This window comes from Nocardia pseudovaccinii, from assembly GCF_050942345.1.
Classification (GTDB): domain Bacteria; phylum Actinomycetota; class Actinomycetes; order Mycobacteriales; family Mycobacteriaceae; genus Nocardia; species Nocardia pseudovaccinii.
Window position 1 is genome coordinate 7,676,649 of sequence record NZ_CP192074.1, and the last position, 18,598, is coordinate 7,695,246.

16 protein-coding genes are annotated in these 18,598 nt (G+C 66.2%); 14 read left to right on the forward strand and 2 right to left on the reverse strand.

Annotated features, from left to right (window positions below; all coding sequences use genetic code 11):
• Positions 1-210: 210 nt before the first annotated feature.
• The 12 genes from ACQPZ2_RS34700 to ACQPZ2_RS34755 all read left to right on the forward strand — a co-directional run bounded on the left by ACQPZ2_RS34700 (position 211) and on the right by ACQPZ2_RS34755 (position 11,655).
• Entirely contained in the window at positions 211-1,752 is a 1,542-nt protein-coding gene (locus ACQPZ2_RS34700) for a phage tail sheath family protein (protein ID WP_433522279.1), read from the forward strand.
• Between the two features lie 22 nt (positions 1,753-1,774).
• The gene (locus ACQPZ2_RS34705) at positions 1,775-2,218 is read left to right on the forward strand and encodes a phage tail protein (protein ID WP_040699500.1); all 444 of its coding nucleotides are present in this window, start codon (positions 1,775-1,777) and stop codon (positions 2,216-2,218) included.
• Positions 2,218-2,664 carry a hypothetical protein gene (locus tag ACQPZ2_RS34710; RefSeq protein WP_433522280.1) on the forward strand — a complete coding sequence of 149 codons (447 nt, stop codon included), beginning with the start codon at positions 2,218-2,220 and terminating at the stop codon, positions 2,662-2,664. The genes ACQPZ2_RS34705 and ACQPZ2_RS34710 overlap by 1 nt, the downstream gene beginning before the upstream one ends.
• Positions 2,613-2,819 (forward strand): DUF6760 family protein, encoded by a 207-nt coding sequence (locus ACQPZ2_RS34715; protein WP_327096452.1) that lies wholly within the window; start codon positions 2,613-2,615, stop codon positions 2,817-2,819. Before ACQPZ2_RS34710 ends, ACQPZ2_RS34715 begins: the two co-directional genes overlap by 52 nt.
• Positions 2,820-5,231: 2,412 nt before the next feature.
• The gene (locus ACQPZ2_RS34720) at positions 5,232-5,381 is read left to right on the forward strand and encodes a hypothetical protein (RefSeq protein WP_433522281.1); all 150 of its coding nucleotides are present in this window, start codon (positions 5,232-5,234) and stop codon (positions 5,379-5,381) included.
• 18 nt (positions 5,382-5,399) lie between these two features.
• Positions 5,400-5,837 (forward strand): phage tail protein, encoded by a 438-nt coding sequence (locus tag ACQPZ2_RS34725; RefSeq protein ID WP_063041010.1) that lies wholly within the window; start codon positions 5,400-5,402, stop codon positions 5,835-5,837.
• A 1-nt stretch (position 5,838) separates the two neighbouring features.
• Positions 5,839-6,588 carry a LysM peptidoglycan-binding domain-containing protein gene (locus ACQPZ2_RS34730; protein WP_364476660.1) on the forward strand — a complete coding sequence of 250 codons (750 nt, stop codon included), beginning with the start codon at positions 5,839-5,841 and terminating at the stop codon, positions 6,586-6,588.
• Positions 6,589-6,590: 2 nt separating this feature from the next.
• A complete protein-coding gene (locus ACQPZ2_RS34735; protein WP_433522282.1) occupies positions 6,591-8,423 on the forward strand; it encodes a VgrG-related protein in 1,833 nt (610 codons plus the stop codon).
• 19 nt (positions 8,424-8,442) lie between these two features.
• Positions 8,443-8,724: a PAAR domain-containing protein gene (locus ACQPZ2_RS34740; protein WP_063041004.1), complete on the forward strand. Its 282-nt coding sequence runs from the start codon at positions 8,443-8,445 to the stop codon at positions 8,722-8,724.
• Between the two features lie 2 nt (positions 8,725-8,726).
• Positions 8,727-9,146: a GPW/gp25 family protein gene (locus tag ACQPZ2_RS34745; protein WP_433522283.1), complete on the forward strand. Its 420-nt coding sequence runs from the start codon at positions 8,727-8,729 to the stop codon at positions 9,144-9,146.
• Positions 9,143-11,119, forward strand: coding sequence for a putative baseplate assembly protein (locus tag ACQPZ2_RS34750; RefSeq protein WP_433522284.1), 1,977 nt, complete (start codon positions 9,143-9,145; stop codon positions 11,117-11,119). The genes ACQPZ2_RS34745 and ACQPZ2_RS34750 overlap by 4 nt, the downstream gene beginning before the upstream one ends.
• Positions 11,116-11,655, forward strand: coding sequence for a phage tail protein I (locus tag ACQPZ2_RS34755; RefSeq protein WP_433522285.1), 540 nt, complete (start codon positions 11,116-11,118; stop codon positions 11,653-11,655). Before ACQPZ2_RS34750 ends, ACQPZ2_RS34755 begins: the two co-directional genes overlap by 4 nt.
• Here ACQPZ2_RS34755 and ACQPZ2_RS34760 read toward each other — a convergent pair.
• Together ACQPZ2_RS34760 and ACQPZ2_RS34765 are read right to left on the reverse strand one after the other, a co-directional pair.
• Positions 11,573-14,425, reverse strand: a complete 2,853-nt coding sequence (locus ACQPZ2_RS34760; RefSeq protein WP_433522286.1) for a BTAD domain-containing putative transcriptional regulator — start codon at positions 14,423-14,425, stop codon at positions 11,573-11,575. The two genes, ACQPZ2_RS34755 and ACQPZ2_RS34760, sit on opposite strands and share 83 nt — an antisense overlap.
• 194 nt (positions 14,426-14,619) lie before the next feature.
• Positions 14,620-17,640: an alpha-mannosidase gene (locus ACQPZ2_RS34765; RefSeq protein ID WP_433522287.1), complete on the reverse strand. Its 3,021-nt coding sequence runs from the start codon at positions 17,638-17,640 to the stop codon at positions 14,620-14,622.
• A 209-nt stretch (positions 17,641-17,849) separates the two neighbouring features.
• On the opposite strand from ACQPZ2_RS34765, the gene ACQPZ2_RS34770 reads away from it, so the two are divergent.
• Complete coding sequence (locus tag ACQPZ2_RS34770) at positions 17,850-18,089, forward strand: hypothetical protein (RefSeq protein ID WP_433522288.1); 240 nt, start codon at positions 17,850-17,852, stop codon at positions 18,087-18,089.
• An 83-nt stretch (positions 18,090-18,172) separates the two neighbouring features.
• Entirely contained in the window at positions 18,173-18,577 is a 405-nt protein-coding gene (locus ACQPZ2_RS34775) for an SRPBCC family protein (protein ID WP_433522289.1), read from the forward strand.
• Positions 18,578-18,598 lie beyond the last annotated feature (21 nt).

Here is an 18,598-nt window from a genome sequence, read left to right on the forward strand (position 1 = left end):
GCCAACGCGTTATATCTGCTGGCTACCAGCGGGAGAGATACCTGACCACTGACAAAACCGATTGGACATCGCTCGGGTTCGAGCCTGCGCGTCCGACTGCACGATGGGGCAGCTTCCTGTTCCCTATCGGCTCGCCGCGGGGACGTACTGCGAGGACCACAGTCGTACGACGCTAAGTGGGAACAGTTCACCTCGGAATGAGGAGGCCCAATGCCCACCTATCTGTCGCCTGGCGTGTATGTCGAGGAGGTGGAGGCCGGGTCGCGACCGATCGAGGGTGTCGGTACGGCGGTGGCGGCCTTCGTCGGGTTCGCCGAGCGTGGGCCGTTCAACGAGCCGACGCTCATCACCAATTGGAGCCAGTTCAGTCAGCAGTTCGGCGATTTCGTCGACGGGAGCTATCTGGCGCATGCGGTGTACGGGTTCTTCGGCAATGGCGGTGGCGCCTGCTATGTGATCCGGGTCGGCGTGGACGGCAACGGGAATGACAAGGGGAACAAGGAACTTCCCGCCGGTACGCGTCAGGCGGTGCTGGGCGGGTATCGGGTTGCGGCACTGGCTCCGGGCAATGTGAAGCCCGATATCACCGTCGAGGTCGCCGCGGCGGGTGACGGTGCGCCGGAGGATCAGTTCACGATCATCGTCAAGCGGGGCCCGAAGGTGGAGGAAACGATCGGGCCGGTCACCACCAAACGCGGTAAGGACAATGTGGTGACGGCCGTGCGGGCACAGTCGAAGCTCATTTCCATCGAGGAGCTGAGTTCCGGTGGCGCACTTGCCCGTCCGGACTACGGCAGCGTGACCCTCGCGGTGCCGCCCGCACCGAAGCCGACGCCGGACCGCGTGTGCGCCGAGGATTACGTCGGTGATGTCGCCGATCGCACCGGCTTCTCCGGGCTGGAGGCGATCGATGAGGTGACGATGGTCGCGGTGCCCGATCTCATGAGCGCCTACGAGCGGGGCGCGATCGATCTCGAATCGGTGCAGGCCGTGCAGCTCGCGATGATCGCGCACTGCGAATTGATGGGTGATCGGGTGGCGATCCTGGATCCGCCGCCTGCGCTCGGTCCGCAGCAGGTCAAGGAGTGGCGGGTCGAAAAGGCCGGGTACGACTCGAAATACGCGGCCCTATACTACCCGTGGATCAAGGTATTCGATCCGGCCGCGGGCACCGGGCGCTTCGTCCCGCCCAGCGGTCATGTCGCCGGGATCTGGGCGCGCAACGACGAGTCGCGGGGTGTGCACAAGGCTCCGGCCAACGAGGTTGTCCGCGGTGCGCTCACCCTCGGCGTGCAACTGACCAAGCCCGAACATGATCTGTTGAATCCCTTGGGTATCAACTGCATTCGCACTTTCCCGGGACGCGGAATCCGGGTGTGGGGTGCGCGCACGCTGTCCTCGGATCCGGCCTGGCGGTACCTGAATGTCCGGCGGCTGTTCAACTACATGGAGGAATCCATCCTGAACGGCACCCAGTGGGTGGTGTTCGAACCCAATGACGACGCGCTGTGGGCGCGCATCCGGCGCACGATCAGCGCCTTCCTGGTGAACGAATGGCGTAAGGGCGCACTGTTCGGACTCACCCCCGACGAGGCGTTCTACGTCAAATGCGACCGCGAAACCAATCCGGCCGAGGCCATCGACGTCGGTCAGGTGGTCTGCGAAATCGGTGTAGCCCCGGTCAAACCCGCCGAATTCGTGGTCTTCCGCCTCGCCCAGATCTCCGGCGGCACCAGCCTCGTCAACGAATGACCCCCACAGAAAGCAGGACATCATGGCGCTCCCAGACCTCGACACGTCGGTCGGCCATTCCTTCGGTTTGGAGATCGACGGTGTGGTGATCAAACAGATTTCGGAAGTGTCGGGCCTCAAGCTCGAACAGGACGTCATCGAACTCAAACAGAACACCGCCGACGGCAAGTATGTCATCAAGAAGCTGCCCGGCCGGTACAAGGCCGGCGAGGTCACCTTGACGCGCGGTCTCACCGGTGACAACAGCTTCGAAAAGTGGGTCAAGGATTCGCGATTCGGCAAGATGGGCGCGGCGCGCAAGGGCGGGGCCATCATCGTTTACGACTACGAGGGTCAAGCGATGAAGCGCTACAAGCTGACGAATGCCTGGCCGAAGTCGCTGGAAATCGGTTCCTTGAAGGCGGGCGACACCAGCGTGCTCACCGAGAAATTGGTCATCACCTACGAAAACCTCGAGGTCGAGTAATGCGCCGCGTGCACAGTGGGATCGACCGACTGGGCGCGGTAGCGGTGGATACGCGGGTCGAGCCGACGCCGGAGCCGGTAATGCGGACGGAGTTTCCGTTCGTGCTGCCGCGCGGCTATCTCGACCCGTCGGGAACTGTGCACCGCAGCGGCACCATGCGATTGGCCACCGCGCGTGACGAATTGGTGCCCCTGCGCGACGATCGGGTCCGGGAGAATCCGGCGTATCTGTCGGTCGTGCTGATCGCCCGGGTGATCACCCGACTGGGCACCCTCACCGATATCCACGCGAGCATCGTCGAGGATCTGTTCGCATCCGACCTGGCCTTTCTGCAGGATCTGTACCAGCGGATCAATGCCGAGGGACACAGCAGGGCCGGGGTCGCCTGCCCGGAGTGCGCGCACGAATTCACCATCGACCTCGCGGGCAGCCGCGTGGGGGAATAGCGACGTACGGGGTCGATTCGTTGCTCCAGGAGATCTCGTACGTCGCCTACCACTTCCATTGGCCACTCGCCGAAATACTCGACCTGGAGCATCCGGATCGGCGGCGCTTCGCCGATGAGATCGACCGCATCAATACCAGAGCCCGAGGGAGGTGATCAGCGATGGGGTGGTTGGAACGGCTGTTTTCGTGGCGGGGCACCGAGTCGGTGCGTGAGCCGGAACCTGCTGTGCGGGTGCGCGATTGGCCCGCGATGCGGCCGATGCAACGGACTGTTGCAACGCCATCGCTGATCAGTGGCCCGGTGCGGTTCGCGGATGGGCTGGTCTCGCATCGGGATCCGTCCTTTCGGGAGCCGGTGATGCATGCCGTCGATGCCGAGGCGCCGTCCGGGTTCGTGGGTGGGCTCGATCGCAATCCGGTTGCTGTGCAGCGACACTCGGATGGGTCGGAGGTAGCGAGTGAGCACCAGCCAGCGGTGATGCTGCGCGAGTTTGCGGTACCGGCGGGGTCCGCTGGCCCTGTGAGCTGGGCAGCTCCGTTGGGCTCGGCAGGTCCAGTGGGCTCGGCCGGGCCGTTGGGCTCGGCAGGTCCGGTGGTTCTCGCCCGCCTCGAACAGCCTGGGAACGAGTTCGTGTCGGCCAGGCGCGTTTTCGAACCGGAGATTCGTCCGGTGCCGACCGTGACGATTCCGCCGTCGTCGACACCAGAGTCAATAGCGCCACTTCCGCAGGACTCCTCATCGGCAAGCGATTCTTCAGTCGCGCAGTATGATTCGGAATCGGCTGAGCCATTGAGCTCGGGGGGTGACGAGCCGGAGAGCCGAGTAAATGTCGCCACCGCGGCGGTCGATACATCGTCCGAACCGGCACCGACGCATCCCGATTCGACGGTGCCGGTACAGCGCTCGATCTCGCCCCTGCGTCCACGGCGGTACGGGCTCGGCGCTCCCCTGCCGGAGACCAACGACCCTGCGCATTCGACGCCGCCGTTCGTTCAACGATCCGCTGGCGAAGGCGATTCGGGGCTCGCATACCCGCCGCCCGCCGAACCGCCCGGCATCCAGCGGAGCTACGTCGGCGGCACACACGACATGATGCGTCGCACAGTCGAACGATCGGCCGACGCACGAACAGAACCGGTCTCACCGCCGACGCCCCAGGCGATGGGCGCCAGCGCGACTTTGCCCCTTCAGCGCGCGGGATCGTACGACGACTACTCCGAAATCCGTTGGGCTCCAGATACTTCTGGGAAATCAGCGTCGATATCTGAGCACTCGATGCCGACCTTTCAGCGGTCCGTGCTGACCTCCAGGCAACCAGTACCGACCTCCGGGCAGCCGATGCCGACCTCTAGGCAGCCGACGCCCACCTCCGAGCAGCCCGTACCGACCTCCGAGCAGCCGATACCCACCTCCGCGACCGCCGAGCGGCCGATGCCGATCTCCAAGCAGCTGATACCCACCTTCGAGCAGCCCGTGCCCACCTCCGACCACCCGGTGCCGAACTCTGGGCAACTGATACCCGTCCCCGAGCAACCAATGCGCACCCCCGAGCAACTGAATCCCGGTTCCCAGCAACCGACGCCGAGTTCTGAAGAATTGGTGCCGATCTCCGGCCGAACAGCGCCGACCATCGGAGCGATCGACACAGCGACCTCCGTCGACGGCCCGCTGCCTGTACCTGCGATATCTCCCGATACCACGCCACGCCCCGGAACCGCATCCGAGTCAGCCCAGTGGACCGCGCCACCGCATGAGCCCGACTTCATGGCGGACTCATCGGCGAGCCACACCTCGAACTCCGAATCGGCTGCACCCCCGGCATTTACGTCCATAGCGTCCCCTGACATCGTTGCTCCAGTACTCGCGACGCGCACCCTGCAACTCCAAACTCGGCCTGAAGTTACGGACGTCCCGGCAGCTCCACTTCCGCCCCGAGCCTCGACCACGGTGCAGCGCGCGATGTCCGAGCCGACACCCGAATACTTCGGCGACGCTGTGAAGTTCGATACGAACTCGCCAATCCCGGCCACCTCCGCTCTGCCCCACCGTGCACCAGCCCCTGGATCCACCGAATCATCGGCCAGCGCAACCCCCGTAGTGAGGACAGTCGGCACGCTGGCCCTACCCACGATGTTGCAACGCTCAGCGGGCTGGCAGCCAGCTGCACCGGCGCATTCCGCACCCCGGACGACAATCACTGCGCAGCGCCAACCCACGAGGCACGCACGCCCCACCACCGCCACACTTGCTCGCCCACTCGCAGGCTCGCCAGACCCCCTGGCCCCGCCAACCCTTCAGCGCATCTTCGACTTCGGCATCTCGACTGGATCCACCCCGTCGGACACCACAACCACATCCGCGCCAGACCCTGCACACACCGCCGCCCACAACCGCGCGATCCAGCCTGTGTGGTCCCCGATGCCCCTACAACGAACCGTGGCAGCGCCAACACTGCCCACGGATGTCGCCGACACGCCCGTGCAAAGCAGCCCTCCCGAACCACCGCAAACCACAGAACCCGCCGTCGTCTCCGACCCCACGCCCATTGCTCAGCCGAGCAATACCGTGACAGACACCAACGCCCCCATCGGCACCTCCCCCACCGACATCGACGCACTCGTCGCCCGCCTCTACGACCCGATCGTCCGCAAACTCAAGGCCGAACTGCGCCTCGATCGCGAGCGTGCGGGCACGGCCCTCGACCTCACCCTCTGATCACCCGAGGAGACCACCATGCCAACCGATCTCGACCCCGCGGTCAGCGTCTGCTTCGTCGTGACGATCGACAATATGAGCCTCGGCGCATTCAACAGCTGCGAGGGCCTCGGCTGCGAGGTGGTGATGGAACAGCGCGAGGAGGGCGGCAATAACGGTTACGTCTGGCAGCTGCCCACTCGAATCAAGTTCTCCACCATCAAACTGAGCCGTCCGGTCACCCCGGATACGGCGAAGGTGGCCGCGTGGTTCGGCAGCGTCGCAACGGGTGTGCGCGCGAAGACCGGCCAGATTCGGGCCATGACCGCCGACGGCACCGTGGTCGCGCAGTGGGGTCTGCTCGGTGTGATGCCGGTGCGCTGGACCGGCCCCTCGCTCAATGCCGAATCACCGAAGGTCGCCGTGGAGACCATCGAGATCACCCACCACGGCTTCGTCGAGCCGGGGAAGGCCTGAGATGCCCGCGCCGATCGCCTTCGCAGCCAGCAGTGCGGGCGCCGACCGATCCGGCAGCGGCCGACCGAAATTGGAGCATGCGTTCCTCGAGGTGCGCGACCCCCCGGTGGAAAAGGGATCGCTGCAACCCGGCCCACGCCGCGGGCAGATCGACTTCCAGTTCAACCCGAAGGAATTGTCGGTTACCAAGTCCGCCAAGTGGAATCGGGATGCGCAGAAGGGCAGCAAGAAGAGCGGCGTGCCCGAGTTCAAGGGCGCCGACCCCGCCAAGCTCACGCTCGAAATGTTTCTCGACGCGGGCCCACAGCAGGACACCAAGGTTGTCGACACGGTCGAGCGGCTGTTCGCCTGCTGCGTACCCACCGACGAGAGCCACGACAAGAAGAAGTCGAGCCCGCCGTGGGTGATCTTCCACTGGGGCGGGCTGACCGGATTCACCGCATATGTGAGCTCGGTGGCGGTGAAATACACCCTGTTCACCGCGGGCGGTCTGCCGATCCGCGGCACCGCGACGGTCACGATCGAGGAGATCGCCGCCGATCAGCCCAAACAGAATCCCACTTCGGGCAGCCTGACGGCGCGCACGATGCACACCGTCATCGCGGGCGACACCCTCGCCTCGATCGCCTGGCGCGAATACGGCGATCCGGCCCGCTGGCGCGCCGTCGCGACCGCCAACAATATCGATGACCCGATGCGGTTGCGGCCCGGTACGGAACTGCTCATCCCGGCCGCCGAAGAGCTGGGGTAACCGTGCCCGCCCAGGATTTCACCAACCAGCTGCTCGTCCGCATCGCGGGCACACCACTGCCCGCCGATATCGCGGCACTGCTCACGCACGGCATGGTCGACGACAACCGCAGCGCGCCAGACCTTTTCGTGCTGCGCTTCCGCGACCCCCAGAACATTGTCCTGGACAAGGCGAATATCAAGATCGGCGTTCCGATCGAACTCGGGGTCGCGTCCAATGAGGCGAACACCCCGGTGCCGCTGCTGTCGGCCGAGGTCACCGCGATCGAGAAGGAGTTCGACGGTACCGGCACCTTCACCACCGTGCGTGGCCTCGACAAATCGCATCGGCTGCAACGCGGACGGCGGGTGACCGGCTTCGAGCACATGTCGGCCGCGGACGTCGCGCGCCGGATCGCGAGCGACGCGGGTGTCGATATCGGCAAGATCGCGGCGGGTGGTCCTGTGCTGGAACAGATTTCGCAGGGCAATGTCAGCGACTGGGAGCTGCTGCGCCAGCTCGCGGCGGACAGCGGCGTCGAGGTGGCGGTCACCGACGGCAAACTCGACTTCGGCAAGCCCACCACCGCGGGCAACGCGCCGCGCACCGAGGCCAAGGCGACCGAGGATCCGCTCGTCCTGGAGCTGGGGCGCAATGTGTTGCGGCTGCGCGCCATTGTCACCTCGGCCGACCAGGTACCTGGCGTCCAGGTCCGCGGCTGGGATGTGACGCGCAAGAAAGCCGTCGTCGCCGATGCCCCCGCGAAGACCGTGACGGCCGAGAACGGCGTGCGACCGGACGACCTCGCGAGCTTGTTCAAAGCACCGAAACTCGTTGGTGCGCAAGCTCCGTACGGCACGCAGGGTGAGGTGGACGTCGCATGTAAGGCACTGGCCGAACAGGTCGCGAGCGGATTCGCGGAATTGGAGGCGGTGCTGCGGGGCAACCCGAAGGTGCGCGCGGGCACAGCCGTTGCACTCGCCAATGCCGGTAAACCGTTCGAGGGCAAGTACACCGTGACGGCGTCGCGGCACACCTTCGATCCGGAGACCGGATATACGACAAGCGTCATCGTCAGCGGACGGCGTGATCGCACGCTCGCCGGACTGGTCAACGGTGCGGCACAAGCGAATTCGGCTCGCGCGAGTTTCGCGGGCGTGGTGATCGGACAGGTCAGCGATAACAGCGATCCGGCGAATATGGCCAGGGTCCGCATCACTTTCCCGTGGCTGGCCGATGGTTTCGTCAGTGTGTGGGCCCGGACCGTGCAGCAGGGGGCGGGCCACGAACGCGGCGCGCTTTTCCTGCCCGAGGTCGGCGACGAAGTACTCGTCGCCTTCGAGCACGGCGACTTCAGACGTCCGTACGTCATCGGCGGCCTGTACAACGGCGTCGACACACCCCCGACCGGGGCGGGCGATCTCGTGGACCGCACCAGCGGCGCGGTGAACCGGCGCTCGATCGTCTCCCGCACCGGCCATCGGGTCGAATTCCGTGAGCAGGCGGCGGGCGCCCAGGGCGTCCATGTGGCGACCGGCGACCAGAAACTCACCCTCGACCTGGACCAGCAGCAGACCATGATCACCGTCCACAGCGACGGAACGGTCACCATATCGGCGCGCAACGGCGTGACGGTCGACGCGGGCACCGGAACCCTGAAGCTCACCGGCAACGACATCTCACTCGGCGCGAAATCCGGGATCACCCTCGACGGTGGCGCCGGACCGGTGAAAATCTCCAGCACCGCGGGCATCGAGGTGCGAGGCACAACCGTATCCGTAAATGGCAGCGCCAGTGCGGAATTGACGGCCGGAGCGACCGCGACCGTTCGCGCCGCCATGGTCCGGATCAACTGACGGAAAGGAAGGGGTCGATATGCCACCCGCCGCTCGCGTTGCGGATCCGACCGCGCACCCCGGTGTAATCGGCCCGCCGGGCGTGCCGACGGTCCTGATCGGCGGCATGCCCGCCGCCACCGTCGGCACGCCGCATATCTGCTCATTTCCGCCGCCTGCCGTCCACCCGCCGTCGGCCATCGCGGGTCCCGGCTGTCCGACGGTGCTGATCGGCGGGATGCCCGCCGCCCGCGTCGGCGATCTGTCGGCCTGTGGCGCACCGATCGCCATGGGCTGCCCGACCGTCCTGATCGGAGGATGACCATGGCCGAACAGTTCATCGGCGCGGGCTGGGCCTTCTTTCCCATGCGAACCGACTACACCGGCGCCATCGCGCTGGTGGGAGCGGACCAGGAGATCAAGGAGAGCATCCGGCTGATCCTGGGTACCGCACCGGGGGAACGTCCGATGCGTCCCGAATTCGGTTGTGCCATCCATGAATTCGCATTCGCACCGGCGGACGCCGCGACGGCGGGGCAGATCGTCTACGAGGTGCGCGCCGCGCTGGAGCGGTGGGAGCCGCGCATCGACGTCGACACCGTGCAGGTGCGTTTCGATGATGTGGACAGCGGAACGCTGTATATCGATGTCCGATACAGCATTCGGGGCCGCAACGACCCCCGCAATCTGGTTTTCCCGTTCTATGTCATCCCGGAGCACGCGGAATCGGGTGGTGTGTCGTGACGTTGCCTGCGCCCAACCTCGACGATCGCGGCTTCCAGGACCTCGTCGACGACGCGAAACGCTATGTCCAGCAGCATTGTCCGGAATGGAGCGACCACAATGTCTCCGATCCCGGCGTCACCCTGCTGGAAACGTACGCCATGGTGGTCGACCAACTGCTCTACCGGCTCAACCGGGTGCCGGACCGGCTCTACCTGAAATTCCTCGAACTCCTCGGCATTCGACTGTTCCCGCCCGCAGCCGCCACAGTGCCGGTCACCTTCTGGCTCTCCGCGCCGCGCGAGGAGGTCGTGCTGGTGCCCGTCGGCACGCAGACGGCCACTGATCGCGAGGACACCAGCCGACCCGATCAATGGCGCACCGAGACAATCGAACCCGTCGTCTTCGCGACCGCCGTCGACCTGCCTATCGTGCCGTGCGCATTGAGCGCGATCGCCACCGGAGCTGCGGGCGGGCCCGTGATCGATCGCACCGACGAGCTGACCACCGGAGCGCAATTCGCCTGCTTCTCCCCCACTCCCGCACCTGACGACACGATGTACGTCGGGCTGTCGAATCCAGTGCCCTCGTGCGCCGTTGTGCTGCGATTCGACTGCCGCGTCGAAGGTGTCGGCGTCGACCCGCGCCAGCCACCACTCGTGTGGGAGGCATGGGACGGACGCCGCTGGGCGGGCTGTGAACTCGAACGCGACGACACCGGCGGACTGAACCGCCCCGGCGATGTCGTGCTGCACGTGCCGCCCACGCACCGGGCATCGCCGATCCAACGGCGCACGGCGGGCTGGCTGCGGTGCCGCGTGGTGCCCGTGCGCCCCGGCCAACCGCCGTATACCGCCGCGCCCCGGGTGTTCGCCGCCTCGGCCTTTACCATCGGTGGAACCGTCGACGCCCGCTACGCCGAGATCGTGCGCGACGAGATCATCGGTATGTCCGAAGGTGTTCCAGCACAAGAGTTTCCGCTCGACCAGCGACCCGTCGTCGCCGAGCCGGACGAGGAGATCGTCGTCGAGGTCGCCGCGGGCGATGGCTGGCAGCAGTGGATGCGGGTCGAGCACTTCGGTGACAGCCGACCCGATGACCAGCACTTCACCCTCGACGCCGCCGCGGGCGTCATCGTCTTCGGACCCGCCGTCCGTCAGCCGGACGGCTCGGTCACCCACTACGGCGCCGTGCCGCCGAAAGGTGCCCCGATCCGGGTACCGCTCTACCGGACCGGTGGCGGACGTCGCGGCAATGTGGCGCGCGGCACCGTCCGTTCGCTGCGCAGCTCGCTGCCATACGTTTCGCGCATCGAGAACCGGCGACCCGGTACCGGCGGTGTGGACGGCGAGACGGTCGAGAATGCGAAACTACGCGCGCCGATGATGCTGCGCACTCGCGAACGTGCCGTCACTACAAGGGATTACGAGTTACTCGCGCTGGCGTCCTCGCCCCGCGTAGCCCGCGCCCACTGTCTTGCGGGCACGGGCCAGGACGCGGCGGTGGTCCGGGTGCTGATCGTTCCCGAGGTGGACAGCGACGAGACGGCGACCGTCCCGTTCGGACGGCTGCAGCCGTCCGACGAGTTGCTGCAGCGTGTCGTCGCGTATCTGGACGAACGGCGGATGATCGGGGCGCGCCTGATCGTCGAACCGCCGCGCTATCGCGGGGTGACCGTCGTCGGCGCGGTGCGCGCACGTGCGACCAGCGATCCGGCTCGGGTCCGCGCGAGTGCGATCCGAGCGCTCAACAGCTATCTGCACCCGGTGACCGATGGCCCGAGCGGTCAGGGTTGGCCGCTCGGCAGGTCGGTGCAGGCCGGGGAACTGTATGCGGTGCTGCAGGGTGTCGACGGCGTCGAGCAGATCGACGACCTGCGGTTGTACCCCGCCGATCCGATCAATGGCACGCGCGGTGAAGCAACCCAGCGAATCACCGTGCCGCCCAATGGTTTGGCGTATTCGTTCGAGCATCAGATCAAGGTCACGTCATGAGGGGCACGGTCACGGGGCTGCCGTCGGCGCATCCGCTCGGCGAGTTCCTGCCGGGCATCTACCTGGACGACCCGTTCGTTCAGCGCTGGACGAACGGGATGGACGAGATCCTCGCTCCGGTCTTCCTCACCCTCGACGCCATGCACACCTACGTCGATCCCGCGCTCGCCCCCGCCGACTTCCTGACCTGGCTCGCGGGCTGGGTCGATGCCGACACCGACGAACAGTGGCCGACGGATCGGCTGCGTGCCGTCGTCGCGGCCGCAGTCGGCATGCACGCGCGTCGCGGGGGTGTCGCGGCGATGAAGGAGCACATCCGCACGGTGTGCGGCTGCGAGGTGGAGGTGGTGGAAAGCGGCGGCGCACGATGGTCCCGCACACCCGACACCGTCGCCCCCGGCGATACGGTGTCACGCCTGGTCGTGCTGGTACCCCCCGACCGCTGGGATGGGCCTACCCGGCAGCGGATCGCACGCGCGGTCGAGGCGATGTGCCCGGCGCACGTGCCGTTCGAGTTGGCCCGGCAAGCACGGTAACCGGATTCGCGGATTGAACGCCCAGCTCGGCGAGCATCTTCGCGTAGTCGCGCCGGGCTCGCTCCGCGGCGGCCAGATCGTCCGCGCGCTGGTAGGCCGAGATCAGCAGCCGCCAGGCGCGATCCAGGTACGGATCGATATCCAGGCTGCGCCGCAGCGCATCGATCGCGGCGGCGGCACGATCGCGGCCCAAATCGAGTTCGGCGAGGGTGACACCGGCGAGTGATGCCTGGGTTCGGAGCCGGTCGCGTTCGGCAACAACCCACTCGACGGCTCCATCCGAGGGCAGTAGTTCGCCGCGGTATTCGGCCAACGCCGCCGTGAACGCACTGTGCGCCCGGTCCTCGTCACCGAGTTGCAGTGCGGACCGGCCCGTCTCGAGCACAGTCTCGAAGGCGACAACGTCGGCGGTGCTACGGCCGTTCAGGACAAGGGAATACGTCTCGCCCCGGCGCATCACCAGCGTCGATTTGCCGCGGCCGGTATCGGGTTCGAGGAAACGCCGGACCGCGGATACGCTCACCTGCAGGCTCTGCCGGGCCTGCGCCTCGGGCAGATCGGGCCACAGCGCCGCGACCAGGTCGTCACGATGCACCCACCGCCCGGCGCGCATCGATAGGTAGCGAAGGGCAGCGGCGGCGCGTGGCCGGAGGGTCCGCGGATCCAATTCGATGCCGTCGACCTCGACGACGAAGGCACCGAGACAGCGCAGCCGCAGCACTGCGTTCTCCGGGATCGGCAGCGTGACAACGGGTTTCGCCTCACGAACGCGGTCGACGAGCGCCTGCGGCAATGGCATACCGATTTCCACGGCGAGCGCACGCGCGGCGGCGAACGGCGCCGCGGCGACGTTGCCGGTTCGGACGGCGTTGGCGAGCAAGGCGATCGCGCGAGCACCGGGTACGCCGGTCGCACGAGCGAAGGCCTCGGCGCGCGTCGCCTTGGTTTCGGCATCCCCCGCATTTTCGGCCGCGGCCGCCAAGGCTTCGAACGCCGACGCCCACGCCTTCGGTGTATCCGCGCGCAGCCGCACGCACCGTTCGATGACCGCCCGCCACAACGACATCGACGGCTCGCCCGCCAGCAATGCCCGATACGCCGCGATCGCCGCCGCCAGCGCGGCTCCCCAATGATCGCCTGCCGCATCGCATTCCGCGGCGACCTCGGAGCCGCCGAGCTGTGACAGCGCGCGGCACTGCCGCAGCAACGCCGTCGCACCCGCGCGTTCGGCCTCACCCGCGAGCAACTCGATGCGCATCCCGACGTGCTCGCCACAGACCATCGCCGCGATGGTGCCGACGAACTGTGTCCACAGCTCGAGCATCGGGACCGTCGCATCGTCGATCGACAGCTGGGCTTGCTGATCGGCTCGACGCACGTGACCGGCCAGTAGCAAGGCGCACGTGTGCGCGAAAGCCATACCGGCACTGTGTTTGTCATCGTCGGCATAGTCCAACGGACGACGCATGGATGCGGCACGGATCCGATCGAGCCAATGCAGTTCGACCTGCGGCGCGGCATCGAGCCAGATATCGACCAGACGCCGCTCCCGCGCAGCCGCATCACGCAGATCGGGCTCGGAGAACAACCGCTCGGCATGTCGATACCGCTGCGACCCCCGCCGCAGATTTCCGGCCGCAACCTCACGGCGAGCCGTCGCCAACGACAGCCAGGGATCCTGCTCGACCACCGATGCGGGCAGGCCCGCGCACCACACCGGACTCCGCGGATCGCCGACAACCCGCGCCCCGTGCGTGTTCAGCAGCCTGGCCACCTCGGTCCAGTGTTCCGCGCGCGCGAACAACCGTGCCGCCTCCGGATAGGCGTGCTCGTCCTCGAGTTGGGTCGCGGCCTTGCGGCACCACCGGGCCGCCTCGGCCGCGCCGAGTTCTTCGCGCAGGGCTGAGGCCAGATGCTGACGCAGCACCTCGTGGTACCGGAAGCTGTGGCCGTCGTCGTCCGAACTGGTCAGTGCCTGGCGCCGCTCCAACTCGGCCAGCAGCGCCGCCGAATCGGTGCGATCGAGCAGCCGGTCGCAACGCTCGTCGGTCAGTGTCTCGAAAACGTGTGTGCGGCGCAGGAATTCACATAATTCGGCGGGCAGCTCACCGAGCACGGTGCGCGCGAGATAGCCCTGCAGATACCGCGCCCTCCCGCTGAGCGCGCGGATCGCCGCGCGTCGCGCACCGGCGCCGAGGGTCTGGGTGCCGAGGTGGAACAGGTGCAAGCCCGCCGCCCAGCCATCGGTGAACCGGGACAGCGCCGCCGCCTCGTCCGGCGGCAGGCGATGGCCGTAGACGCTCGCGAACAGCTCCTCGACCTCCCAGCAGCGGAAGCGCAGATCGTCACCGGACAGCACGGTCACCCGACCGATCTCCGCGCGCATCAGATTGAAGGTGGGACGTACCCGAGAGCCGAGGACGACACGCACACCCGGACCCGATAATGCGAATCGTTCGAAGGCCGCCTCGGCAGGCCCGCCCACAATGAAGTGGAAATCATCCACTATCAGTGTTCGCGGACCGTGCTCCGACGCCGCCCGCAGCCGCCGCACGAAACGCTCGGCATCGAGATCGTCCGGATCGGCCCGATACCAAGCCACGCCATCGCCGTCGGCCGCGGCATGCTGCTGTAGCAGGTGCGTCTTCCCCGAACCCGCAGGCGCGATGACCACCGTGACATCGGCATCCGCCATCCGGTGCAGCAACCTGGGCCGCCGCAATCCCAGCCGCCCGCCCTCAGACGATGCCGTGGCACCTGATTCGACCACGCAACACCTCCTCCCGGCCATCCCCGGTGTCACCTCCGAGTTTGCGCCGAGTCGAGCACCCCGACACGGGTATTCGACTACGCAATTTTCCCAGTTGACTCGCGCGAACCTACCTCCTCCATACTGGTCAAACGATCATCATGCGCTCATGGCGGCATCGGGCGAGAGCCACCGACACCAGCGAATGGTGGTCATCAGTCCTGCGGGAGGGTGAACCGGAGGGTGAGGAGTTGGAAAGGGCGTAGCTGCAGGCGAACTCCTGCGCCCTCCGGGGTTGCGGAGGTGTCTTCTGGCAGGGGGCGTTCCAATAGGTCGCAGGTTTGGAATCCGGCGTTGTCGAAGCCTGTGGTTACCAGCGCCGAGGCTCGGCCGCCGTGGGCCTCGTAGACGCGGAGCACGACGTCGCCACTGCTGTCGTCCGCGAGTTTCACGGCGCTGGTCACGACGGCGTCGTTGTCGATGGTGAACAGTGGCGCAACGGGTTCGGCGACACCGGGGCGCGAGGTGGTGAGGTTGATGCGGTAGCCCGCGCGCACGGCATCTCCGATCGAAGCGCCGGGAATCAGGGCGTGCCGGAAGTGGTGCGTACCGTGGTCTGTCTCCGGATCAGGGAACCGGGGTGCCCGCAGCAGTGAAAACCGCAGCGTTGTCGTTGTTCCACCATCGGCTCGAACAGTACGGGTGACGTCGTGGCCGTAGGTCGAGTCGTTGACGAGCGCCACACCCCAGCCGGGCTCGGCGAAGTGGACGAAGCGGTGATTGCAGGCTTCGAACTTCGCGTACTCCCAGCTGGTGTTGGTATGGGTAGGTCGGAAGACGTGCCCGAATTGGGTTTCGGACGCATAGCGGTCGGCGTGGATGTCCAGGGGGAAGGCAAGTTTGAGGATTTTCTCGGTCTCGTACCAGTCGACGGTAGTGTCGATATCCAGACCGCGCGCACCCGGCCGCAGTGTCAGCGTCTGCTCGACCTTGGAAGACCCGAATGAGCGGCCGATCCGCACCGCCGCTGCTTCTTCCGAATATGGTTCTGCCACAACGAATTCCGCCGCCGTCAGGTCGGTGACCCGATTTCGGTAGAAGAGATCGACATCCCAAGCGTCCCAAGAGTTCGGGAAATCCGGGTGTAGCTGTAGGAGATTCGCGACCGAACCCGGTGGCAGCGTCTCGCGCTGGTGCTCGAGGTCGAAAACCGATGCGACGAGCCCGCGCGCGTCCACTTCTACCCGCAACAGACCGTTGTCGAGGACGAACCCGCCACCCGCACGCTCGACCACCGAGCATGAATCACCCGAATCCATCGGAGCGGCCGCACCGGCTGGAACCGCTCGCCAGGTGTGCGGCGTCGGGTTGAACATATTCGGTCCCACCCGCTCACCGCCGAGCACCCATTGCGCCCGCTCGATAATCGCCGTCAACTCTTCGGCCACTGCCGCATACGTCTGCTCCGCCTCACGATGCACCCATGCGATCGACGAGCCCGGCAGAATGTCGTGAAACTGATTCAGCAGCACCGTCTTCCAGATTCGATCCAGTGCCGCGTACGGGTACTCGAGGTTCTTCCGCACCGCCGCGGTGGCAGCCCACAGCTCGGCCTCCCGCAGCAGGTGCTCGCTGCGACGGTTGCCCTGTTTGGTCTTCGCCTGACTCGTCAATGTGCCACGGTGCAACTCCAGATACAGCTCCCCCACCCACACCGGCGGGTTCTCGTACTCGGCCTCGGCCTTGGCGAAGAAGCCGGATGGGGAGTCCCAGACCACTTTCGGTGAACCCTCGAGATCGGCCATCCTGGCGGCCTTCGCGATCATCTCCCGTGTCGTGCCGCCGCCACCGTCACCCCAGCCGGTCGGCGCGAGCGATATCGACGCACGGCCCTTCTCCTTGAAATTCCGTGCGGCGTGGGCGATCTCACGACCGTGCATCGAACAGTTGTAGGTATCGACCGGCGGAAAATGGGTGAAGATCCGGGTTCCGTCGATCCCCTCCCACAAGAAAGTATGGTGCGGAAACTGGTTGATCTGGCTCCACGAAATCTTTTGTGTCAGTAGCCATTTCGATCCGGCCGCCTTGATGATCTGTGGCAGCCCGGCGGCGAACCCGAAGGTGTCGGGCAGCCACGCCTCTTCGTTCTCCACACCGAATTCCGTCAGAAAGAACCGCTTACCGTGCACGAACTGCCGCGCCATCGCTTCCGAACCCGGCATATTCGTATCCGCCTCGACCCACATCCCGCCGGTGGGCACGAACCGTCCCTCCGATACCGCCTGCTCGACCCGCTCGTAGACCTCGGGACGATGCTGCTTGATGAAGTCGAACTGCGCGGCCTGGGACATCGCAAAGATGAACTCGGGCTCGTCGGCCAGGAGGGCGGTCATATTCGAGGTCGTCCGCGCGACCTTGCGCACCGTCTCGCGCAGCGGCCACAGCCACGCCGTATCGATATGCGCGTGCCCCACCGCGGAAATCGTGTGCGCGGACGGCACCGCGGGCTTGGCCAGCACATCGACCAGGCATTCGCGCGCCGCCGCAGCGGTGGCGTTCACATCCTGTAGATCGACGGCGTCGAGTGCGCGCTCGATCGCACGCACGATGTCGTAGCGGCGGGCAGGCTCCTCGGGCATCTCGTGCATCAACTCGCCGAGGACCTCCAGATCCTGCACCAACTGCCAGACCTCGTCATCGAAAACCGCGAGATCCATTCGGCCCAGCCGATATTGCGGGTCGTCACCAGCGGTGAGCTTGTCACCGAGAGCGTTCGGCGGAAAGAAGGGGATGATCGGGTTCGAAGCCGCCTCGACATGTAACAGCACGTGCTCCCCACCGACCGAAGGGGACGCCACCCGCACCCACTGGTTACGCGGGTGCAGTCCCTTCACCGGCGACCCGTCCGACCGATAGACCAGACCCTCGCACTGGAAGCCCGTCATATTCCGGTCGAATCCGAGATCGATGATCGCCTCGACGGTTTTGCCCGCCCACTCGGCAGGCACCGTACCCTCGACCGTGAACCAGCTGGTCCCCCATGGCGCGCCCCACCTGGCACCGGATTCGATGGGCGTCCGAGGCGCGGCCAAGCCCTCGGCAACCGGCACCGGCTCGTCCGGCGCAACCCAGATCGACGCCCGCAGCGGCACCGACTCCGGATAGATCGCCGGAACGATCCGCTCTGCGAGGACCCGCCCGAGGCGGTCTTCGATCAACCGACGGTCATCGTGCACAGCGCTGGCTCCCATCGGACCGGAGGAGTGATCACCAACCGCCCCATTGTCCGACAGCACAGTGAATTCCGGGTGATGCCAGCCCCTTTCATCATTCCATCATTTGATGTACCGTTATTTAACGGCTCAATAGATGCGGTTTATTCAATCGGCGGACCGGACTTCGGCGACGCCGACGGACATGCAGCTGTGCGCGCTCGGGAGGCGAAATGCTCAGTCTGGAAGGTCGACTGGCCCAGCTCATCAAGGAAGCACGAAACCTCGGCACCGGGACGACTGTTGAGACGGTAGGTGACTTGCAATCCGCCCTCGGCTCCTTGGACCAGGAACTCGAGAGCACAGCCCCCGACGCCGAGCAGCGCCGTCAACTCGGCAGACTGCGCCGAGAAGCGGGCCTGCTTTTGGCCGATGCTCGCGCCCGAGCTGTTCTTGCGCGGGACTTCGGGTGAACCCCTGGCACGGCGACCCGATCAATCCGTGACTCGTAGCACTGTGTGTCGATCACGCCCCGAGATGGGGAAGACTCGACCCCATGGCCACCATCCGCACCGAGATCGTCATCGATGCTTCCCCACAACATATTTGGGACGTGGTACGTGATGTCGGGGCCGTGCACACACGCCTGCTCCCCGGCCGAGTCGCCGACACCCGCATCCGGGGCGTCGAACGCTTCCTCACATTTCCGGACGGCCACATAATCCGGGAACTGATCGTCTCCGTCGACGACGAAACCCGCCGAATGGCCTACTCCGTCGTAGCAGGCGCCAGGCCGCCGTTGGACTACCACCACGCGTCCTTCGAGGTCCGAAGCGAAGGTGAGCGCGGCCGCCTGATCTGGACAACCGACGTCCTCCCCGACACCATCGCCCCCGAAATCCGAATCCGCACCGAGTACGGCATCAAGGAAATGAAACAGGCAATCGAAGCATCGGCATAGGCACCTCGATGTCCCTGGCGC

What these genes read in the sequence shown, in the direction of transcription:
- ACQPZ2_RS34700 (WP_433522279.1), top strand. Translation starts at nt 211, where the DNA reads ATGCCCACCTATCTGTCGCCTGGCGTGTATGTCGAGGAGGTGGAGGCC.
- ACQPZ2_RS34705 (WP_040699500.1), top strand. Translation starts at nt 1,775, where the DNA reads ATGGCGCTCCCAGACCTCGACACGTCGGTCGGCCATTCCTTCGGTTTG.
- ACQPZ2_RS34710 (WP_433522280.1), top strand. Translation starts at nt 2,218, where the DNA reads ATGCGCCGCGTGCACAGTGGGATCGACCGACTGGGCGCGGTAGCGGTG.
- ACQPZ2_RS34725 (WP_063041010.1), top strand. Translation starts at nt 5,400, where the DNA reads ATGCCAACCGATCTCGACCCCGCGGTCAGCGTCTGCTTCGTCGTGACG.
- ACQPZ2_RS34730 (WP_364476660.1), top strand. Translation starts at nt 5,839, where the DNA reads ATGCCCGCGCCGATCGCCTTCGCAGCCAGCAGTGCGGGCGCCGACCGA.
- ACQPZ2_RS34740 (WP_063041004.1), top strand. Translation starts at nt 8,443, where the DNA reads ATGCCACCCGCCGCTCGCGTTGCGGATCCGACCGCGCACCCCGGTGTA.
- ACQPZ2_RS34745 (WP_433522283.1), top strand. Translation starts at nt 8,727, where the DNA reads ATGGCCGAACAGTTCATCGGCGCGGGCTGGGCCTTCTTTCCCATGCGA.
- ACQPZ2_RS34755 (WP_433522285.1), top strand. Translation starts at nt 11,116, where the DNA reads ATGAGGGGCACGGTCACGGGGCTGCCGTCGGCGCATCCGCTCGGCGAG.
- ACQPZ2_RS34770 (WP_433522288.1), top strand. Translation starts at nt 17,850, where the DNA reads ATGCTCAGTCTGGAAGGTCGACTGGCCCAGCTCATCAAGGAAGCACGA.
- ACQPZ2_RS34775 (WP_433522289.1), top strand. Translation starts at nt 18,173, where the DNA reads ATGGCCACCATCCGCACCGAGATCGTCATCGATGCTTCCCCACAACAT.